The sequence below is a fragment of the Burkholderia sp. MSMB1835 genome (assembly GCF_001526365.1).
Classification (GTDB): Bacteria; Pseudomonadota; Gammaproteobacteria; order Burkholderiales; family Burkholderiaceae; genus Burkholderia.
Genome location: NZ_LOYP01000048.1, coordinates 136,565 through 155,675, shown reverse-complemented (window position 1 = coordinate 155,675; position 19,111 = coordinate 136,565). Strand labels below are relative to the sequence as shown.

Below are 19,111 nucleotides of genomic sequence, written 5' to 3'. Positions count from 1 at the left end.
GCAGTGCATGACACGACAGACCGACCTGCCTCGACAGAGGCAGGTCGGGACTGCCTCCCCCGCCGTAAAACCTGCCGGTACCTCATCTCCCTTACCTCCCTCGTCGAACAGACAACGCAACCGGACGACTGACGTTCATCGATCGACGTTGGCGCGTGCGACGTTTCGATTGCGAAATAATATGCATTGCTGATTGTTCGGCGCGTCGCCCCGCTGCTCGGGGGCGCGCTGTCGCTGCTGACCTCAGCCGCGCTGCTACCCGCGACGTGCTCAATCGCGGCCGCGCTGATGGCGCTCGGTATCTGGCTGCACGTACGCGAACGGCACGAACACACGCATGCGCACGAGCGGCTCGAGCATCGGCACCGGCACCGGCACGACGATCCTCATCAGCACGCACGCGACTTTCCGTATGACGGCGATGAACCGCACTCGCATTCGCCCGTGCATCTGCCGATCACGCACAGCCACGCGCATTTTCCGGACATTCATCACCGGCATCGACAACTGACTGTGTCGTCAGCGATGAACGCTGCACATTTCAAGGTGACCGTTCATGGGAACGCCCACAGCCGAACGTCGGTCCCGCATGCGGATTGCCGTCACGTCGTCGAGGCAGATGCGGGCTTCGCGCACTGGACGCCGCTCGTCGCCGGATCGCGTCGGAGGTGCGGGACCAACTCCGACAACCGGTCTGCGCGTTTGACGAACATCCGGTCGTCGTTGCGCGAATATCGGCGATCTGCGGGGGGGCGCGAAAGCGCGATATGGCGTCGAAGTCGCATCACGACGGGTTCCGGCTGACGATGCGACGCAACAGACATCGGCACGCACGTCGCCGCGACGACCATCACGCTCGACGAAAACAGAAACCGAAATCCTCGCAACCCGGGCATCCGGGTGCGGGCGCGGGCGGCACGCCGAGCGACGCGGCCACTTCCTGCGCAAGGAACTTCTTCCAGCGCAGATGAGCGACGTTGCGCGCGGCGAGCGCGGGGAAAAAGCGCTCGAGCATCGCGGATACGGCATCGCGCCCATCGAGCCCGAGGTCGCGCCACAAATGATCGGGGCGCAGGCATGCATGCGCGACGATCGACGCGAGGCAGTCGGCATCGTCGCGGGCGACGGCGGGATTCGCGTCGGCCATCAGCCGTGCGTGCAGCGTCGCGACGAATGCCGAGTGGGCGGCCGGCAACGGTGGCGGCGCGACCGTCGGCGCGAGCGCGGTGGTATCGATCGATCGCAGATGCGGAAACTGCCGGGCCAGCAGGCCGGCGAACTGGCCGGCGGACAAGCCCAGCAGCGAGAGTTCGTTGCGACCCGCGCGTGCCGCGACGAGTGCACCGAACAACTGCGCGTCGGGCACATCGACGTTGGTCGCTGCCGATTGCAACGACTGCAACACCCGTTCATGCGTGCGATCGGCCGAAGCGGTCATCGTCAGTCTCCGGGCAAGAGTCCGTTAGCACTTCTACGCGGCGCACGATGATTCGCCATCGCGTTCGTCACGCGATCACTCGACGCCGACGATCACGCTCGATGCCTTGAAGATCGCGGATGCGGCGGTGCCGCTCGCGAGGCCGAGACGATCGACGCTGTCGTTGGTGACGATCGCGACGATCTCCGCACCGCCTGCGGACTTGATCACGACTTCCGAATTGACCGCGCCCTTCGCGACCGACGCGACGGTGCCCGCGACGCAGTTGCGGGCCGACACCTTGCTGCTGTCGACGTCGACCATCACGATCACCGACGACGCCTTGACGAGCGCGAACGCCTTCGTGCCGGCCGCGAGGCCCAGCGACGCGGCGCTGCCGTGGGTGATCACGGCGACGATCTCGAGGCCGTCCTGCGTGCGCAGCGTGACTTCGTCGTTGACGGCACCGGGTTTGACGGCGCCGATCTGGCCGGCGAACTGGTTGCGGGCGCTGGTTCGCATGATGACTCTCCGGGTGGATGCCGCGGCCGGGGCGGCCGCGTGGCAGATGAATGGAAATGCATCGGCCAGTGTACCGTCAAAGCGGGAGCGCAGCGCGTCGCGGCTGTTATCGCGCGAATCAGGAACCCCCACCGTCACGGCACGTTGCATCATGCATGCGTTTCGTGCCGACGGCGATGATGCTACGGCGCCGACGCGCCGGTCGCGGGTGCCGCGGCGGCGGCGCCGGCGTCCGCTGCGGCCGTTGCGTCATCGCTGTCCCAACCGCCGCCGAGTGCGAGGAAGAGCCGCACCTGGTCGGCCGCGACCTGACCTTCGGCCGCCGCGACCTGCGCTTGCACGCTCGTCAGCGTGCGTGTCGCGTCGAGATCGGAGAGGAACGATTCGCGGCCAGCCGCATAGAGGCGATGCGTTTCGGCAGCGGAATTGCGGGCCGATTCGTAGGCGGTGCGCAGCGCATCCGCGCGCTGCACGTCGGCCGCATAGGTCGCGAGGCTCGACTGCGTTTCGCGCAGCGCATTCAGCACGACGCCGTCGAAGTGCGCGAGTGCGCCGCCCGTCGCGGCCTCGGCTTCGCGCACGCGCGCACGCTGGCCGTTGACGGGGAACGACCAACTGATCAGCGGGCCGAACGACCAGCGATTCGTGGTGGACGAAAACAGGTCGGCGGCGACGCCGACCGAGCCGGCCGACGCGCCAATGCTGACCGACGGGTACAGCGCGGCGGTCGCCACGCCGATCCGCGCGGTCGCGGCGGCGAGCTGCCGCTCGGCCTCGCGTACGTCGGGACGGCGACGCAGCAGCGCGGCGCCGTCGCCGATCGGAATCGGCTGACGCAGCTTCGGCAGGCGTTCGCATTCGGCGGCGGCTTTCGGCAGGTCGGCCGGCGCGCGTGCGAGCAGCGCGGCGAGCTGGTACTGCGCGATCTTGCGGCGGCCTTCGAAGCGCGGAATGTCGGCGGCGAGCGTGCGCACCTGCGTCACGCCGCGCGTCACGTCGGTCTGGTTGCCGCGCCCGGCGTCGCGCAGCCGCTGAGACAGCGCGACGCGCTGCCGCTGCAGCGCGAGCGACTGCTTCGCGATCGCGAGTTCGTCGCCGGCCGAGCATGCTTCGACGTACGCGCGCACGACGTCGGCGACGACCGTGATGCGCGCCAGGTCGCCGGCCGCCTTGACGGCCTCGCTGTCCGCGCGTGCGGCTTCGACGCCGCGCCGCAGCTTGCCGAACAGGTCGAGTTCGTACGACACGTTGATGCCGACCGCGCCTTCGTTGACGACCGGCAGCTTGTTTTCGAGCAGGTATTGTTCGGCCGATTCCTGCGCACGCTGCACGGCCGCTTCCGCGCGGCCCGAGAAGCCGCCCTGTTCGTTGGCGACCACCAGCGCCGCGCGCGAGCGGGCGAGGTTCGCCGCGGCGACGCGCAGGTCGGTGTTCGATTTCAGCGCATCGCGCACGAGCCCGTCGAGTACCGGGTCGTCGTACAGTTGCCACCAGTTGCCGGGCACCGCGTCGCGCGACACCAGCGCACCGTTCGCGTCGTCGAGCGCATGGTTCGCGAGCGGCGCATTGACGTACGCCTGTTGCGGCAGCTTGTAGTCGGGGCCGACCGACTTGCACGCGCCGAGTGCGAGCGCAAGCGGGGCGAGCGTCGCCGCGACGCGCAGACCGTGCCGCTTCATTGCGATGCTCCCACGGCGCTCGCGGCCGTACCGGACGCAGCCGGGGCCGCCGACGCGGCGCTGGCGGCAACCGGTTTCGCGTTGTCGTCGCGGCGCGCTTCGGCGCCGCGCATCGACACGGTCGCGGTGCGGCCCGCGATCATCCGGAAATCGTCCGGCACCTCGTCGAGCACGACCCGCACGGGCACGCGCTGCGCGAGCCGCACCCAGCTGAATGCCGGGTTCACGTTCGGCAGCAGGTTCGCGCCTTGCGTGCGGTCGCGATCCTCGATCGCGGCGACGATGCTCTGCACGTGACCGCGCAGCGCATGCGGCTCGCCCATCACGATGATGTCGACCGGCTGGCCGATATGGATGCCGCGCAGCTTGGTTTCCTCGAAGTAGCCGTCGACGCGGAACGAGTCGCGGTCGACGACCGACAGCACCGCGCGGCCGGCCGGAACGTATTCGCCGACGCGGGGGGCGCGGTCGTTCAGGTAGCCGTCCACGGGACTGACGATCGTCGTGCGCTGCAGGTTCAGCTTCGCGGTGTCGAGCGACACCTGTGCATCGGCGACGCTGGCTTCGCCTTGCTCGACCCGCGTGCGGCTTTCCTCGACCTGTTCGCTCGCGACCAGGTTGCCGAGCTGCAGGTTGCGCGCGTATTCGCGCTTCGCCTGCGCGAGCGTCGCGCGGCGCTGCGCGAGGGTTGCTTCGGCGAGCCGCTCCGCGAGCGCGTAGCGCGCCTGGTCGATCACGAACAGGACCTGGCCGCGCTTGACGGCCTGGTTGTCGGCGACCTGCACCGACGTGATGAGGCCCGACACGTCCGGTGCGACCTGGATCACGTCGGCGCGCACGTGCCCGTCGCGCGTCCATGGCGAGAACATGTAGTAGTTGATGATGCGCCACAGCACGAGGCCGGCCACGACGACGACGATCAGGGTGAGCAGGACTTGCCCTGCCGAGAGCCAGGTTTTTTTCACGTTAGGTAGCCACGAGTTGGTGGGACACGATCACGACGGCGGCCAGCACGAACACGTAGATGCCGAGGTCGAAGATCGAACGGTGCCAGACGAGGCGGTAGAAGCCGACGCGCTCGAGCACCGCGCGCACGACGATGTTGATCAGGTAAGCGATCAGCATCAGTACGAGCGGGGCCGGCACGAACACGCCGAAGATATCGATTTCGCCGATCATGGTCGCGGTCGGAAGGACAGGGTGGAAAGCCGGCTCATGCGCGCGCTCCGTCCGGGGCCTGCGGCGCTTGCGCGGCCGCGGCCGGATACAGCGACAGGCGCAGGCCGACGAGCGCGTGCAGCGTGTCGCGCAGCCGGCGGTGCGTGGCTGGCGCCGCGGGTGCGGCCGCGCCGTCGGCCAGCGCGGCGCCCGGCACGGTGCGGCCGGCCACGCGCTGCAGCGCGTCGTCGATCGTCGCGAGCAGCGCGGGCGGCGCGGGCTGACGCGCGTTCGCGGCCGCGCAGCGCGTGTAGTGATCGGTGACGCCGGCCAGCACGCGATCGATCGCGTCGGGCACGTCGCCCGACAGGCGGCGGCGCGAGCGGCGCAAGTCGAGCGCATTCAGCGCGATGCGCAGGTCGCGGAAGCTCTCGATCGACGGGTGGCGGTGGTCGTCGGACGCGCCGAGGCGCGGCAGCAGTTGCGTGACGCGGTCGAGCATCCGCGATGCGTGGTTGCGCTGATCGTCGAGCGGCTGCGTCGACGCGGAGCGCGCGACGTCCTCCCAGCCCGAGCGGAGCAGGCGCCGCACCGCGAGTTCCGCGCCGAACGGGCGTGTCGCACGCGTCCAGACGTAGGCGAACAGCAGCCCGGCGACGCCCGCGAGGTTGCTGTTCAGGAACACGAAGAAATCGGCTTCGTACGCGCTCTGGATGCTGATGAAGGTGGCCGTGTTCACGGCGACGAGCATCGTCACCATGTTGAACTGCGGGCGCGGCAGCAGCGTGCCGATCAGGATGAACGGGCCCGCGAACATCAGCACGAGCATCGCGAAATCGTGCACGTGCGGCAGCACGACGAACAGGTACAGGCCCGCGAACACGACGCTCGCGGCGGTCGACAGGAAGAACTTGAACACCAGCGGCGCCGGCTCGTCGAGCGCGGCGAAGAAGCTGCACGACACGGCCACGAGCGTGACGGCGGCCGCGCCGTCGTGCCAGCCGGACGAAATCCACAGCCAGCACGCGAACACGATCGCGAACACGACGGTCAGCGTCGAGAACAGCATCATCCCGCGATCGAAGAAGCGCTCGGTGCCGCCGAGCCGCCAGTGCCGGTAGCGCGGCTGCCACACGCCCGACTCGTTCGCGATCAGCGCGCGCAGCGAGCGGCAGTCCTGCCAGATGTCGATGACCTGGCGCAGCCGCCACAGCGCATTCGACAGCAGCGCGCCGTCCCAGCTCGCCAGCGCGCTGTCGGGCGGCTGCAGCGCGGCGATGCGCTCGCGCAGGTCGTCCGCGACCGGATCGTGCGCCATGTCGCCGTCGGAGCCGGTCTTGACGGCCGGCAGCGGCGCGTCGAACCACTTCGCGGCGTCGGCCAGCAGCGCGTCGAGCGAAGGCGGGCGCACGTGCAGGTCGCGCATCAGCGCGATCAAGGGATCGGCGAGCGACGACATCAGCGGCAGGAACAGCTGCATCCGGCCCGCGAGCGCCTGCGCGCGCGCGAGCACACGCGGATGCGCATGGTCGTAGCCCAGCTGGCTCAGCAGGAATTCGAGGCCGGTGATCGTCGCGGCGAGCCGCTGCCGGCACGCGGACAGCGCCTTGCCTGCCAGATGCCCGGACAGCGTTTCGCGGCCGTAGAACGCGGCGTCCTTGAACCATGCGTCGGTGCGCTCGATCAGCGTCGGCGCGAGCCGGTTCGGGAACACGGTGCTGCCGACCACGCTCGCGCATACGATGCCGAGCACGATTTCCTCGGTGCGCGCGATCGCGACGTCGAACACCGTGGACGGATCGGTGACGGTCGGCAGCGCGATCAGCGGCATCGTATAGCCGGCGAGCATGAACACGTAGCTGCGCGCGGTGCGGTCGGAGATCGCGAGGTACAGCAGCGTGCCGCACCAGGTCGCGACGATGATGCTGAACAGCAGCGGCGTCTCGACGAAAGGCGGCACGAAGAAGATCGCGGCGGCCGCGCCGAGCGCGGTGCCGAGCGCGCGGTACAACGCCTTCGAGCGCGTCGCGCCGACGAACGGGTTCGACACGATGTAGACGCTCGCCATCGCCCAATACGGGCGCGGCAGCTGGAAATACAGGCCGAGGTACAGTGCCAGCATCGACGCGGCGAACGTCTTGCCCGAGAACAGCCAGTCGCGAAGGCTCGGATAGGTCATGACGCGGAATCGACGGGGCGGGACGGGTGCGACGCCGAAGGATGCAGATCGGCCGCGTTGAACGCGTTCAGCACGCGCAGCGTCGCTTCGAGATCGGCGCGCGACACGCCCTTGAGCACCTGTGCGCGCAGCGCGCGCAGGTCTTCCTCCATCTTCGCGGTGATTGCGCGGCCGGCGGCCGTCAGCGAGATCGTCTTCGCTCGACGATCGTGCGGATCCTCGTCGCGGCGGGCGAGGCCGGCCGCGCACAGCTGGTCGAGCAGGCGCACGAGCGATGGCCCTTCGATGCCGACGTGCTCGGCGAGCGTGCCTTGCCGCACGCCTTCGCCGAGGCGGCCGGCGATCAGCAGCGGCGTCGCGCAGGCCTCGGATACGTTGTACGCGGTCAGCACGCCGTCGCTGGTGCGGCGCCACTTGCGCGCGGTGAGCACGAGCAGGCTGCTGACGGCAAGGCGGAGGTCGTGCAGATTGGTCATGGGCGAGATGATAGGGGCAAAAACGTTCGATAGCAAACTATCGTTTTTCGTCACCCGGATGACACGTCGTATGCGGCACGGCCGACCCGTCTGAAGCAATTTAGGCGGCGCGCCGGCCGGGGGCAAGCCGTAAGGCTGGCGACCCCGAACCGCCCACGTCCGGCGCGGCGACTATATTGAATAGTCAGACGAGAACCGCCCGGCAGCACGACGCACGACGCACGGCCGCGTCAAGCAAATACGAAGTCCCGGTTCGGGAAAGCCGACTTCACGAACCCGCGCGCGGCGTGCATATTGGGGCCATTGCAAGCGCACCGGAGGCTCCGCCCGTGTCGACCTCATCCTCGCAGCCCGCCACGTCCGCATCGCTCGACGCGTGGCTCGGCAAGACCGAAACGCTCGGCGACGACATCACCGCGTTCCCGCTGAACGCGCTGGCCGCCACGCTCGATCGCCCGTCGCCTGGCGACGTCGTGCCGCCGATGTGGCACTGGCTCTACTTCCTGCCGATCGCGCCGCTGGCCGAGGTCGGCCCGGACGGTCACCCGAAGCGCGGCGGCTTCCTGCCGCCGGTGCCGCTGCCGCGCCGCATGTGGGCCGGCGGCCGGCTGACGTTCCATGCGCCGCTGCGTGCGGGGCAGCGCGCGACGCGCGAATCGACGATCGCGAACATCGAGGACAAGACGGGCCGCAGCGGCCGGCTTGTGTTCGTGACGGTGCAGCACCGGATCGAATCCGGCGGCGCGCTGTGCGTCGAGGAAGAGCACGACATCGTCTATCGCGACGCGCCGCAGGCAGGTGCGCCTGCGCCGAAGCCGGTCGCGCCGCCCGCGGACGAGACGTGGTCGCGTACGGTCACGGCCGACGCGGTGATGCTGTTCCGCTATTCGGCGCTGACCTTCAACGGCCATCGCATCCACTACGACCGCCGCTACGTGACGCACGAAGAAGGTTATCCGGGGCTCGTCGTGCACGGCCCGCTGATCGCGACGCTGCTCGTCGATCTCGTGCACCGCGAACGGCCGGACGCGACGCTCGCGAGCTTCGCGTTCCGCGCGGTGCGCCCGACCTTCGATTCGGAGCCGTTCACGCTGTGCGGCAAGCCGTCGGACGACTGCCGCACGATCGAGCTGTGGGCGAAAGATCGCGACGGCTGGCTGACGATGCAGGCCACGGCGACCCTCGTATGACGCGCTTGCTGCCTTTTTCCTTCATCGACGACGGACATGCAGACGACGCAACACGACCCGTGCCAGGACATCCGCGAAGCGGTGCGCGACCTGTGCAGCCAGTTTCCCGGCGAGTATTTCCGCCGGATCGACGACGCGCGCGGCTATCCCGACGCCGAGGTCGAGCGGCTCCTTGCCGACGCGCGGCAGGCCGCGTCGTGCGACGCGATCGGCACGCTGTTTCCGGAGGCCTCGGCATGACGTCCGCGTCTGCCCGTTCGTGGCTGTTCGTTCCCGGCAATCGTCCGGAACGCTTCGAGAAGGCGCGGGCGGCCGGCGCCGACGCGGTGATCGTCGATCTCGAGGATGCGGTGCCGCCGGACGGCAAGCCGGCGGCGCGCGACGCGGTCGTCGCGCAACTCGATGCCGCGCGGCCCGTGTGGGTGCGCGTGAATGCAGCCGACACCGCATGGTTCGCCGACGACATCGCGGTGATCGCCGCGCATCCGGGCGTGGCCGGCGTGATGCTGCCGAAGTGCGACACGCGTGCGCAGGTGGACGCGGTGCTCGCTCACGCGCATCGTGCGCTCGAACTGCTGCCGATCGTCGAGACGGCGGCCGGCATCGCGGGGCTCGATCAGGTGTGTGCCGCGCCGCGCGTCGTGCGCGTGGCGTTCGGCACGCTCGATTTCCAGGTCGATCTCGGGATCGACGGCGACGGCGAAGCGCTGAACGCGTTCCGCTCGCGGATCGTGCTCGCGTCGCGGCTGGCGGGGATCGCGCCGCCGGTCGACGGCGTGTCGACGTTCATCGACGATCCCGCCGCGATCGAACGGCATGCGCGCTACGCGCGGCGGTTCGGCTTCGGCGGGAAACTGTGCATTCACCCGAAGCAGCTCGACGCGGTGCACCGCGCCTATGCGTGGACCGACGCGGAACAGGCGTGGGCGCGGCGCGTGCTCGATGCCGTCGATGCGAGCGGCGGCGCGACGATCGCGCTCGACGGCAGGATGATCGACACGCCGGTGATCCGGAAGGCGCGGCGCATTTTGCGCGGGTAGGCAGCCCGCGACATTCGTCCGAACAATAAAGGACCGGCCCGTCCCCCTTGCCGGGCACGCCGATTGCACCGCCGATTCGACCCGCAAGTCCTGCTTTCGCGCGCGATTGCACTAGGACAATATTTTCGGGGTGGCTTTCTGAGCGACCATGCGCAAGCCACGACGGAGACATCGAGATGGGACGGACCGAGGTATCGGCAGGCTGGCGCGACGCGATCGGCGCGGTGCACGGCATCGAGTCGAAATACAAGCGGCTCGTGAAGGCGATCGCCAGCGACATCGAAAACGGCGCGCTTGCGCCGGGCGCGCGGCTCGCGCCGCAGCGCGACGTCGCGTCGAGCCTCGGCGTCAGCGTGCAGACCGTCACCAACGCATACAAGGAGCTGGAACGCCAGGGGCTGATCCGCTGCGAGGTCGGCCGCGGCAGCTTCGTGGCCGCGCGCGTGACCGAATCGATGTCGAACTACATCCTCGACACGACCGAGCGCGAACTGGTCGACTTCTCGATCGCCCGCATCGTGCACACGCCGGAGCACGATGCCGCGTGGCGAAGCGTGTGCGCGGCGCTGGCCGGCACCGACGATCAGCCGTGGATCCGCTCGTTCCGGCCGATCGCCGGCCTCGACGCGCATCGCGACGCCGGCGCCGCGTGGCTCGCGTCGCTGAACATGCCGGTGCATCGCGAATCGCTGCTGGTCACGAACGGCGCGGCGCACGGGATCTTTCTCGCGCTCGCGTCGATCGTCGGGCCGGGCGATACCGTGTTGTGCGAGAGCCTGACCGATCACGGCGTGATCGGCTCCGCGAACGTGCTCGGGTTTACGCTGAAAGGGCTCGAGATGGACGAGCACGGCATTCGTCCCGAACATTTCGAGGAGATGTGCGACGGCGAGCGGATCAGCGCGCTCGTGTGTACGCCGACCCTCAATAACCCGACCGTGTCGCTGATGACCGAGTCGCGGCGCCGGTCGATCGCGCGCATCGCGACGCGCTACGGCGTGTACGTGATCGAGGACGACGTGTACGGCCCGCTTCCCGAGAAGACGGGCACGCCGATCGCCAGCCTGATTCCGGAGCTCGGCTTCTACTGCACGAGCATGACGAAATCGGTACTGACCGGGTTGCGGACCGGCTATCTCGCGATGCCGCGGCGGCTCGCGTTGCGCGTCGAGAGCGTGCTGCGCGTGAGCAGCTGGATGGCGACGTCGCCGATCGCGGAAATCGCGACGCGCTGGATCGCCGACGGCACCGCGCGGCGGCTCGTCGAACTGCAGCGCCAGCGGCTCGCGGTACGCCAGGAGATGGTGAAGGCCGCGCTCGGGCCGTATGTGCTCGGTGCGCACCCGAATGCGCTTTCGGCTTGGCTGCGCGTGCCCGACTACTGGCAGGCCGAGCGGCTCGTCCGCGAATTGCGCACCCGTAAGATCGCGGTGACGTCGCCCGATCCGTTTCTCGTCGGCGGCACGGAGCGGCCGAACGCGGTGCGCGTCTGTATCGGCGCCGAAACGTCCGATGCCGCATGCAACGCGGCGCTCGAGACGATCGCGGGCGTGTTCGAACAGTATCCGCACCTGAACGATTTCCACTGAACCGGCGACGCTGCCGCGATGTCGCGCGCAATGTATCAGGACATTCGAAAGCGCGATTTGGAACATTAGACTGGATCGCATCACATTCGTCGCGAGGCGTGCGTTCCATGTCCTTCCTGTCGTTGTCCGACGTCTACCGCGCGCGCCGCTGCCTCGCCGGGCGCGCCGACGGTACACCGCTCGTCGCGTCCGCCGCGCTGTCCGCGCGCGTTGGCGCGCCCGTCCACCTGAAGCTCGAAACGCTGCAGCCGACCGGCAGCTTCAAGCTGCGCGGCGCAACCAACGCGCTCGCGGAACTCGCGGCGCAGGGCGTGACGCGCGTGGTCACCGCATCGACCGGCAACCACGGCCGCGCGGTCGCGCATGCGGCACGCGCGCTCGGCATCGACGCGGCCGTCTGCATGTCGTCGCTGGTGCCGCCCAACAAGGTCGACGCAGTCGCGGCGCTCGGCGCGCGCGTGGTGATCGCGGGCGACAGCCAGGACGATGCGCAGGTCGAAGCGCGGCGCCTCGCGCGCGACGAAGGCCATGCGTACGTGCCGCCGTTCGACGATCCGCGCATCATCGCAGGCCAGGCGACGATCGGCGTCGAGATACTCGAGGCGCTGCCCGATACGGCGACGCTCGTCGTGCCGCTGTCGGGCGGCGGCCTGTTCAGCGGCGTCGCGTTTGCTGCGAAGGCGATCCGGCCGTCGATCGAGGTGATCGGCGTATCGATGGCGCGCGGCGCCGCGATGCACGCGAGCCTCGCGGCCGGCCGCCCGGTCGACGTCGACGAGCAGCCCACGCTGGCCGATTCGCTCGGCGGCGGCATCGGCCTCGACAATCGCTACACGTTCGACATGACGCGCGCGTTGGCCGACGACGTCGTGCTGCTCGACGAGCCGTCCATCGCACGCGGCATCGCGCATGCGTATCGGGAAGAGCGGCTCGTCGTCGAAGGCGCCGGCGCGGTCGGCCTCGCCGCGTTGCTGGACGAGCGGATCGTGCGCCGCGACCGCAACGGCCCGATCGTGGTCGTCGTGAGCGGCGCGAACATCGACATGGCCGTGCATCGCCGGCTCGTTTCGGAGAACTGACATGGCCCATCCCGTCACGTTGCTCGGTCAGGCGCAACTGCGTGCGCTGGTGCCGCTCGATCTCGCCGCGATCGACCAGGTCGAGGCCGCGTTCGCGTCGCTCGCGACCGACGCGGTCGTAATGCCGCCGATCCTGAATCTCGCGTTGCCGGAGCGCCACGCCGAAGTGGACGTGAAGACGGCGTACCTGCCGCGCTTCGACAGCTTCGCGATCAAGGTCAGCCCGGGCTTCTTCGACAACCCGTCGCTCGGGCTGTCGAGCCTGAACGGGCTGATGCTCGTGCTGTCCGCGCGCACCGGCCTGACCGAGGCCGTCCTGCTCGACAACGGCTACCTGACGGCCGTACGCACCGCGGCGGCCGGTGCGGTGGCCGCGCGCCGGCTCGCGCGGGCCGATGCGCACCGCGCGGCGATCGTCGGCGCGGGCGAGCAGGCGCGGTTGCAGCTCGCCGCGCTGAGGCTCGTGCGCGACATCACGCACGTGACGGTGTGGGCGCGCGATACCGCGCGGGCCACCGCATTCGCGGCCGACGTGCGCGCGACGCACGGCATCGACGCGACGGTCGCGCGCTCGGTGGGTGCGGCGCTGGCCGACGCGGACATCGCGGTGACGACCACGCCGAGCCGCGCGCCGCTCGTGCACGCGGAAGACCTGCATCCCGGGCTGCACGTGACGGCGATGGGTTCGGACGCCGATTACAAGACCGAACTCGCGCCGTCGGTGTTCGGCGCCGCACGCTATTTCTGCGACCGGCTGCAGCAGACCCGCGTGGCCGGCGAACTCGCGCACGCGATCGCGGCCGGGGCCGTCGCGGCCGACGCCGTGTTTCCCGAACTCGGCGAAGTGATTACCGGCCGTCGCGACGGCCGCACGCATCGCGACGACATCACGATCTGCGACCTGACCGGCACCGGCGCGCAGGACACCGCGATTGCCGTGCTCGCGCTGCAACGCGCCCGCGCGGCGGAAGTCGGCACGATTTTTCACAACGACCTCACGACTTGAGAGGAGACAGATGACCGAAGTCATCGAAACCCGGAACGCCGCGCCGCGTCTCGCGTTCGCGCGCAGCGAATATGCCGCGCGCATCGCGAAGACGCGCGCGGCGATGGAGCGGGCCGGCATCGACCTGCTGATCGTCACCGACCCCACCAACATGAGCTGGCTGACCGGCTACGACGGCTGGTCGTTCTACGTGCACCAGTGCGTACTGCTGGCGCTGGACGGCGAACCCGTGTGGTTCGGCCGCGGCCAGGACGCGAACGGCGCGAAGCGCACCGCGTTCATGGCGCACGAGAATATCGTCGGCTATCCCGATCACTACGTGCAGTCGACCGCGCGCCACCCGATGGATTACCTGTCGACCGAGGTGATCGCGGCGCGCGGCTGGAGCACGCTGCGCATCGGCGTCGAGCTCGACAACTACTACTTCAGCGCGGCGGCGTACGCGTCGCTGCAGAAGCATCTGCCGGCCGCGCGCTGGCTCGATGCGACCGCACTCGTCAACTGGCAGCGCGCGGTGAAGTCGCCGCGCGAGATCGAGTACATGCGCGTGGCCGCGCGCATCGTCGAGCGGATGCATGCGCACATCGTCGAGACGATCGAGCCGGGCATGAAGAAAAGCGACCTGGTCGCGCAGATCTATGCGACCGGCATCGGCGGCGCGGACGGCTTCGGCGGCGATTATCCGGCGATCGTCCCGCTGTTGCCGACCGGCGCGGACGCGGCCGCGCCGCACCTGACCTGGGACGACTCGACGTTCTCGCGCGGCGCCGGCACGTTCTTCGAGATTGCCGGCTGCTACCGTCGCTATCACTGCCCGCTGTCGCGCACCGTCTATCTCGGCAAGCCGCCCGCGCACTTCATCGACGGCGAGCGCGCGGTGGTCGAGGGCATCGAAGCGGGACTCGCGGCCGCGAAGCCGGGCAACGTGTGCGAGGACATCGCGAACGCATTCTTCGCGGTGCTGCGCCGCGCGGGCATCGAGAAGGACAGCCGCTGCGGCTATCCGATCGGCGCGAGCTATCCGCCCGACTGGGGCGAGCGCACGATGAGCCTGCGTCCGGGTGACCGTACGGTGCTCGAACCCGGCATGACGTTCCATTTCATGCCCGGGCTGTGGCTCGACGACTGGGGGCTGGAGATCACGGAAAGCATCCTGATCACCGAGACCGGCGTCGAGACGTTCTGCAACGTGCCGCGCAAGCTGTTCGTGAAGGAGTAGGCGATGCGTGCTTCCCCGATTACGCCGACCGTCGATTTCGACGCGGACGGCGAACAGCACGGCTTCCTGAAGCTGCCTTACTCGCGCGACGATTCCGCGTGGGGCGCGATCATGATTCCGGTGACCGTCGTGAAGCGCGGCGACGGGCCGACGGTGTTGCTGACCGGCGGCAATCACGGCGACGAATACGAAGGGCCGGTCGCGCTGTCGAAGCTCGCCGGCTCGCTGAAGGCGGCCGACGTGACCGGCCGCGTGATCGTCGTGCCGTTCATGAACTACCCGGCGTTCCGCGCCGGTTGCCGCACGTCGCCGATCGATGCCGGCAACCTGAACCGCAGCTTCCCGGGCCGGCCGGACGGCACCGTGACCGAGAAGATCGCCGATTACTTCCAGCGTCACCTGCTGCCGCTCGCGACGCACGTGCTGGACATTCACGCGGGCGGCCGCACGCTCGACTTCGTGCCGTTCGCGGCGATTCACGTGCTGGAAGACCGCGACCAGGAAGCGCGCTGCGAGCGCGCGATGCGCGCGTTCGGCGCGCCGTATTCGATGCGCATGCTGGAACTCGACAGCGTCGGCCTGTACGACAGCGCGGCGGAGGAGGCCGGCAAGGTGTTCGTGTCGACCGAGCTGGGCGGCGGCGGCACGTCGACGGCCGCGAGCGTCGCGATCGCCGAGCGCGGCGTGCGCGGCTTTCTCGCGCATGCCGGCGTGCTCGCGCGGCGCGAAGGCTCGCGCGCCGGCGCGGGCGGCGCGCCGCGCACGACGACGCTGCTCGACATGCCGGACGGCGCCTGCTACACGACCAGCGAGCATCGCGGCCTGCTCGAGATGTGCGTCGATCTCGGCAGCGAGGTCGAGGCCGGCGACGTGCTCGCGCGCGTGCACGACATCGACCGCACGGGCGTCACGCCGGTCGAATACGTCGCACGGCGGCGCGGGTTGCTCGCCGCGCGGCATTTTCCGGGCATCGTGCAGACGGGCGACACGATCGCGGTGGTGGCCGACATCGTCGAGCGCAACATCCCGGTGGCGACCTGGGGCGACGCATAACGTGATCAAGCTCGACCGATACGACCTCGCGATCCTGCGCCTGCTCGAGCGCGACGGGCGCATCACGAAGTCGAAGCTCGCCGAGGCCGTGAACCTGTCGATTTCGCCGGCATGGGAGCGCGTGCGCAAGCTCGAGGAAAGCGGCGTGATCCGCGGCTATCGCGCGGACGTCGACTGGATCGGCGCGTTCTCCGGCAGCCGCATCGTGGTCGAGGTGACGCTGTCGCGGCACACGGCGCCCGACATGCGGCGCTTCGAGGATCGCGTGGCCGCGGCGCCCGAGGTCGCGCAGTGCTATGCGACGGGCGGCGGCGTCGACTACGTGCTGCACGTGGTCGCGCGCGACATCGACCATTACCAGCGCTTCATCGATGCGTTGCTGATGGACGACCTCGGCATCGAGCGCTACTTCACGTACATCGTGACGAAGGTGGTGAAGTGCGGATCCGGCGGCGCGCCGGACTGGCTGTGAAAGTTCGCGCCGGCGCGCGGCAATACGGAAAAAACCGGCATTTCCGGCGGTGCAAACCGAAATTTCCGCATGCGCGGGCGCGACACAATGAAGTCCGTGCCCACCAACGAGGAGACGCAGCATGCTGCCCGGACACCCCGTTCTGTTCAAGTCGACCTGTTACGTCGATGGTCGCTGGATCCACAGCGACAGTGCCGCGACGGTCGCCGTCGTCAACCCCGCCGACCAGGCGGTGATCGGCCACGTGCCGATGCTCGAACGCGCGCAGATCGTCGCGGCCGTCGACGCCGCGCAGCGCGCGTACGGAAGCTGGCGCTGGACGCCGCAAGCGGTGCGCAGCGCGGCATTGCTGCGCTGGCACGCGCTGATCCTGCGTCACGTCGACGATCTGGCCGCGCTGCTATCGCTGGAACAGGGCAAGCCGCTGGCCGAAGCGCGCGGCGAGATCCGCTATGCGGCGAGCTTCGTCGAATGGTTCGCGAACGAGGCGAAGCGCGTCGCCGGCCGCACGATTCCGACTCACATCGACGGCGCGCATCTCGGCACCGTGATGGAGCCGGTCGGCGTCGCGGCGCTGATCACGCCGTGGAATTTCCCGGCCGCGATGATCACGCGCAAGGCGGCGGCCGCGATCGCGGTCGGTTGCACCGTGGTCGTGAAGCCCGCGCACGAAACGCCGTTCTCGGCACTCGCGCTCGCGCAGCTCGCCGACGAGGCCGGCTTTCCGGCCGGCGTGTTCAACGTGGTGCTCGGCGAGCCGCAGATGGCGATGGAAACGCTGGTCGGCGACGCGCGCGTGCGGGCGGTGAGCTTCACCGGCTCGACGCGGGTCGGACGGCTCGTGACCGAAACCGCCGCGAAGGCCGGCATCCGCAAGATCGCGCTCGAACTGGGCGGCAATGCGCCGTTCATCGTGACCGAGGATGCGGACGTCGAGCAGGCGGTGCGGATCGCCGTCGGCGCGAAGTTCCAGACGTCCGGCCAGGACTGCTGCGCGGCGAACCGGATACTCGTCGCGCGCCCGCTGTACGACGCGTTCGTCGAACGGTATGCGAACGCGGTGCGCGCGCTGAAGACGGGGCCGGCGTTCGAGCAGGGCGTGGACGTCGGTCCGCTGATGCATCAGGCCGCGTTCGACGCGACGGCGGCGCGTGTCGACGATGCGCGGGCACGCGGCGCGCGCATCGTCGCGGGCGGCCGGCCGCATGCGCTCGGCGGCTGGTTCTATGAGCCGACCGTGATCGCGGATGCCGCGCCCGGCATGCGCGTGGTCGACGAGGAAAACTTCGCACCGATCTCGGCCGTCAGCGCGTTCGACACGCTCGACGAAGCCGTCGAAACGGCCAACGACACCGAGTACGGCCTCGCCGCGTACGTATGCGCGACGCGCATCGACACGATCTTCCAGCTCGTGCGGCGGCTTGATTTCGCGATGGTGTCGGTCAACGGCATGAAATTCACCGGCGCGCCGATTCCGTTCGGCGGGATGAAGGCGTCGGGCCTCGGGCGCGAAGGCGGTACCGAGGGCTTCGAGCCGTTCACCGAAACCAAATACTTCTGCCTCGGCAATCTCGGCCTGCCGGTTGCGGCGACGGCCTGACCCATTCAAAGGAGCACATCATGCAAAAATCGATCGACGCACTGCTGCGCGAGGACCGCGCCCACTTCATGCACCCGTCGACGCACGCATACGATCACGAGACCGGCGCGCTGCCGGGCAAGATCGTGCGCGGCGGCGAAGGCATCCGCATCGAGGATCACCAGGGCAAGCGCTATATCGACGCGTTCGCCGGCCTCTACTGCGTGAACATCGGCTACGGCCGCACCGAAGTCGCCGACGCGATGTACGAACAGGCGAAGCAGCTCGCGTACTACCACACGTACGTCGGCCACGCGTCGGACGCGATCATCGAGCTGTCGTCGCGCATCATCGACTGGTCGCCGGCGGGGATGAAGAAGGTCTATTACGGGATGTCGGGTTCCGACGCGAACGAGACGCAGGTCAAGCTCGTCTGGTACTACAACAACGTGCTCGGCCGCCCGAACAAGAAGAAGATCATCTCGCGCGAGCGCGGCTATCACGGCTCGGGCATCGTGACGGGCAGCCTCACGGGCCTGCCGAGCTTCCACCAGCATTTCGATCTGCCGATCGATCGCGTGAAGCATACGGTGTGTCCGCACTGGTATCGCAAGGCGCCGGCCGGCATGAACGAAGCGCAGTTCGTCGCGTACTGCGTCGACGAGCTCGAGCAGCTGATCGCACGCGAAGGCGCCGACACGATCGCCGCCTTCATCGCGGAGCCGGTGATGGGCACGGGCGGCATCATCGAACCGCCGGCCGGCTACTGGCCCGCGATCCAGGCCGTGCTGCGCAGGCACGACATCCTGCTGATCTCCGATGAAGTCGTGTGCGGGTTCGGGCGTCTCGGCTCGAAGATGGGCGCGCAGCACTTCGGGATCGCGCCCGACCTGATCACGGTCGCGAAGGGTCTGACGAGCGCCTATGCGCCGCTGTCGGGCGTGATCGTCGGCGAGAAGGTGTGGGACGTGATCGCGCGCGGCTCGCAGGAGCACGGGCCGATGGGGCACGGCTGGACGTATTCGGGTCATCCGGTATGCGCGGCCGCCGCGCTCGCGAACCTCGCGATCCTGGAGCGCGAGAACCTGGTCGCCAACGCAGCCGACGTCGGCGGCTACTTCGGCGCGAAGCTGCGCGACGCGTTCGGCGCGCATCCGCTCGTCGGCGAGGTGCGCAGCGTCGGCATGCTGGCCGCGCTCGAGTTCATGGCCGACAAGGACGCACGCACGCCGTTCGATCCCGCGCTGAAGATCGGTGCGCAGGTGTCGGCGGCCGCGTTGCAGCGCGGCGTGATCGCGCGTGCGATGCCGCACGGCGACATTCTCGGTTTTGCGCCGCCGCTCGTGATGACGCGGGCAGACGCCGACGAGATCGTCGCGATCGTCAAGGAAGCAGTGGACGAGGTCGCCGAGCGGAACCTGTCGGCCGTCGCGTGATGTTCACGCGGTCCTGA

Annotated in this window: 17 protein-coding genes and 2 pseudogenes; 12 read left to right on the top strand and 7 right to left on the bottom strand. The window is 69.1% G+C overall.

Annotation, left to right across the window (positions count from 1 at the left end; genetic code table 11):
- Window positions 1–204: 204 nt before the first annotated feature.
- Window positions 205–504, top strand: a pseudogene (locus WS96_RS34575) (EamA family transporter); the annotation flags it as partial.
- A 346-nt stretch (window positions 505–850) separates the two neighbouring features.
- On the opposite strand, the gene WS96_RS21850 reads toward WS96_RS34575, so the two are convergent.
- The 7 genes from WS96_RS21850 to WS96_RS21820 form a co-directional block, all read right to left on the bottom strand.
- Complete coding sequence (locus WS96_RS21850; RefSeq protein ID WP_059835297.1) at window positions 851–1,438, bottom strand: nitrogen fixation protein NifQ; 588 nt, start codon at window positions 1,436–1,438, stop codon at window positions 851–853.
- A gap of 75 nt (window positions 1,439–1,513) precedes the next feature.
- On the bottom strand, window positions 1,514–1,939 hold the full coding sequence (locus WS96_RS21845) for a TOBE domain-containing protein (RefSeq protein ID WP_034208845.1): 426 nt from the start codon (window positions 1,937–1,939) through the stop codon (window positions 1,514–1,516).
- Between the two features lie 182 nt (window positions 1,940–2,121).
- The gene (locus WS96_RS21840; RefSeq protein WP_059835295.1) at window positions 2,122–3,618 is read right to left on the bottom strand and encodes an efflux transporter outer membrane subunit; all 1,497 of its coding nucleotides are present in this window, start codon (window positions 3,616–3,618) and stop codon (window positions 2,122–2,124) included.
- Complete coding sequence (locus tag WS96_RS21835; protein ID WP_059835294.1) at window positions 3,615–4,583, bottom strand: efflux RND transporter periplasmic adaptor subunit; 969 nt, start codon at window positions 4,581–4,583, stop codon at window positions 3,615–3,617. The genes WS96_RS21840 and WS96_RS21835 overlap by 4 nt, the downstream gene beginning before the upstream one ends.
- A gap of 1 nt (window position 4,584) precedes the next feature.
- On the bottom strand, window positions 4,585–4,797 hold the full coding sequence (locus tag WS96_RS21830) for a DUF1656 domain-containing protein (protein ID WP_006481008.1): 213 nt from the start codon (window positions 4,795–4,797) through the stop codon (window positions 4,585–4,587).
- A 34-nt stretch (window positions 4,798–4,831) separates the two neighbouring features.
- A complete protein-coding gene (locus WS96_RS21825) occupies window positions 4,832–6,955 on the bottom strand; it encodes an FUSC family protein (RefSeq protein WP_059835292.1) in 2,124 nt (707 codons plus the stop codon).
- The gene (locus WS96_RS21820) at window positions 6,952–7,431 is read right to left on the bottom strand and encodes a MarR family winged helix-turn-helix transcriptional regulator (protein WP_034208849.1); all 480 of its coding nucleotides are present in this window, start codon (window positions 7,429–7,431) and stop codon (window positions 6,952–6,954) included. The genes WS96_RS21825 and WS96_RS21820 overlap by 4 nt, the downstream gene beginning before the upstream one ends.
- Window positions 7,432–7,760: 329 nt before the next feature.
- On the opposite strand from WS96_RS21820, the gene WS96_RS21815 reads away from it, so the two are divergent.
- The 11 genes and pseudogenes from WS96_RS21815 to WS96_RS21765 all read left to right on the top strand — a co-directional run bounded on the left by WS96_RS21815 (window position 7,761) and on the right by WS96_RS21765 (window position 19,094).
- Window positions 7,761–8,621 (top strand): FAS1-like dehydratase domain-containing protein, encoded by an 861-nt coding sequence (locus tag WS96_RS21815; protein WP_059835290.1) that lies wholly within the window; start codon window positions 7,761–7,763, stop codon window positions 8,619–8,621.
- 36 nt (window positions 8,622–8,657) lie between these two features.
- Window positions 8,658–8,792: pseudogene (locus WS96_RS21810) on the top strand (acyl-CoA dehydrogenase family protein); the annotation flags it as partial.
- A 65-nt stretch (window positions 8,793–8,857) separates the two neighbouring features.
- Entirely contained in the window at window positions 8,858–9,661 is an 804-nt protein-coding gene (locus tag WS96_RS21805; RefSeq protein ID WP_059835286.1) for an HpcH/HpaI aldolase/citrate lyase family protein, read from the top strand.
- Between the two features lie 176 nt (window positions 9,662–9,837).
- On the top strand, window positions 9,838–11,250 hold the full coding sequence (gene ehuR / locus WS96_RS21800) for a MocR-like ectoine utilization transcription factor EhuR (protein ID WP_059826908.1): 1,413 nt from the start codon (window positions 9,838–9,840) through the stop codon (window positions 11,248–11,250).
- Window positions 11,251–11,357: 107 nt separating this feature from the next.
- Window positions 11,358–12,329: a hydroxyectoine utilization dehydratase EutB gene (gene eutB, locus WS96_RS21795; protein WP_059835284.1), complete on the top strand. Its 972-nt coding sequence runs from the start codon at window positions 11,358–11,360 to the stop codon at window positions 12,327–12,329.
- 1 nt (window position 12,330) lies between these two features.
- On the top strand, window positions 12,331–13,335 hold the full coding sequence (locus WS96_RS21790; RefSeq protein ID WP_059835282.1) for a cyclodeaminase: 1,005 nt from the start codon (window positions 12,331–12,333) through the stop codon (window positions 13,333–13,335).
- A 10-nt stretch (window positions 13,336–13,345) separates the two neighbouring features.
- Window positions 13,346–14,554 carry an ectoine hydrolase DoeA gene (gene doeA / locus WS96_RS21785; RefSeq protein ID WP_059835280.1) on the top strand — a complete coding sequence of 403 codons (1,209 nt, stop codon included), beginning with the start codon at window positions 13,346–13,348 and terminating at the stop codon, window positions 14,552–14,554.
- Between the two features lie 3 nt (window positions 14,555–14,557).
- Window positions 14,558–15,607 carry a N(2)-acetyl-L-2,4-diaminobutanoate deacetylase DoeB gene (gene doeB / locus WS96_RS21780; RefSeq protein ID WP_059835279.1) on the top strand — a complete coding sequence of 350 codons (1,050 nt, stop codon included), beginning with the start codon at window positions 14,558–14,560 and terminating at the stop codon, window positions 15,605–15,607.
- Between the two features lies 1 nt (window position 15,608).
- On the top strand, window positions 15,609–16,079 hold the full coding sequence (locus tag WS96_RS21775) for an Lrp/AsnC family transcriptional regulator (RefSeq protein WP_059835277.1): 471 nt from the start codon (window positions 15,609–15,611) through the stop codon (window positions 16,077–16,079).
- Window positions 16,080–16,200: 121 nt separating this feature from the next.
- Window positions 16,201–17,679, top strand: coding sequence for an NAD-dependent succinate-semialdehyde dehydrogenase (locus WS96_RS21770; RefSeq protein WP_059835274.1), 1,479 nt, complete (start codon window positions 16,201–16,203; stop codon window positions 17,677–17,679).
- A 20-nt stretch (window positions 17,680–17,699) separates the two neighbouring features.
- A complete protein-coding gene (locus tag WS96_RS21765; protein WP_059835272.1) occupies window positions 17,700–19,094 on the top strand; it encodes an aspartate aminotransferase family protein in 1,395 nt (464 codons plus the stop codon).
- Window positions 19,095–19,111 lie beyond the last annotated feature (17 nt).

Excerpts from the sequence above, each read along its gene's own strand:
- WS96_RS21770 (WP_059835274.1), top strand. The coding sequence starts at position 16,201 with ATGCTGCCCGGACACCCCGTTCTGTTCAAGTCGACCTGTTACGTCGAT.
- WS96_RS21805 (WP_059835286.1), top strand. The coding sequence starts at position 8,858 with ATGACGTCCGCGTCTGCCCGTTCGTGGCTGTTCGTTCCCGGCAATCGT.
- WS96_RS21830 (WP_006481008.1), bottom strand. The coding sequence starts at position 4,797 with ATGATCGGCGAAATCGATATCTTCGGCGTGTTCGTGCCGGCCCCGCTC.
- WS96_RS21790 (WP_059835282.1), top strand. The coding sequence starts at position 12,331 with ATGGCCCATCCCGTCACGTTGCTCGGTCAGGCGCAACTGCGTGCGCTG.
- doeA (WP_059835280.1), top strand. The coding sequence starts at position 13,346 with ATGACCGAAGTCATCGAAACCCGGAACGCCGCGCCGCGTCTCGCGTTC.
- WS96_RS21825 (WP_059835292.1), bottom strand. The coding sequence starts at position 6,955 with ATGACCTATCCGAGCCTTCGCGACTGGCTGTTCTCGGGCAAGACGTTC.
- WS96_RS21765 (WP_059835272.1), top strand. The coding sequence starts at position 17,700 with ATGCAAAAATCGATCGACGCACTGCTGCGCGAGGACCGCGCCCACTTC.
- WS96_RS21840 (WP_059835295.1), bottom strand. The coding sequence starts at position 3,618 with ATGAAGCGGCACGGTCTGCGCGTCGCGGCGACGCTCGCCCCGCTTGCG.
- WS96_RS21850 (WP_059835297.1), bottom strand. The coding sequence starts at position 1,438 with ATGACCGCTTCGGCCGATCGCACGCATGAACGGGTGTTGCAGTCGTTG.
- ehuR (WP_059826908.1), top strand. The coding sequence starts at position 9,838 with ATGGGACGGACCGAGGTATCGGCAGGCTGGCGCGACGCGATCGGCGCG.
- WS96_RS21845 (WP_034208845.1), bottom strand. The coding sequence starts at position 1,939 with ATGCGAACCAGCGCCCGCAACCAGTTCGCCGGCCAGATCGGCGCCGTC.
- doeB (WP_059835279.1), top strand. The coding sequence starts at position 14,558 with ATGCGTGCTTCCCCGATTACGCCGACCGTCGATTTCGACGCGGACGGC.
- eutB (WP_059835284.1), top strand. The coding sequence starts at position 11,358 with ATGTCCTTCCTGTCGTTGTCCGACGTCTACCGCGCGCGCCGCTGCCTC.
- WS96_RS21820 (WP_034208849.1), bottom strand. The coding sequence starts at position 7,431 with ATGACCAATCTGCACGACCTCCGCCTTGCCGTCAGCAGCCTGCTCGTG.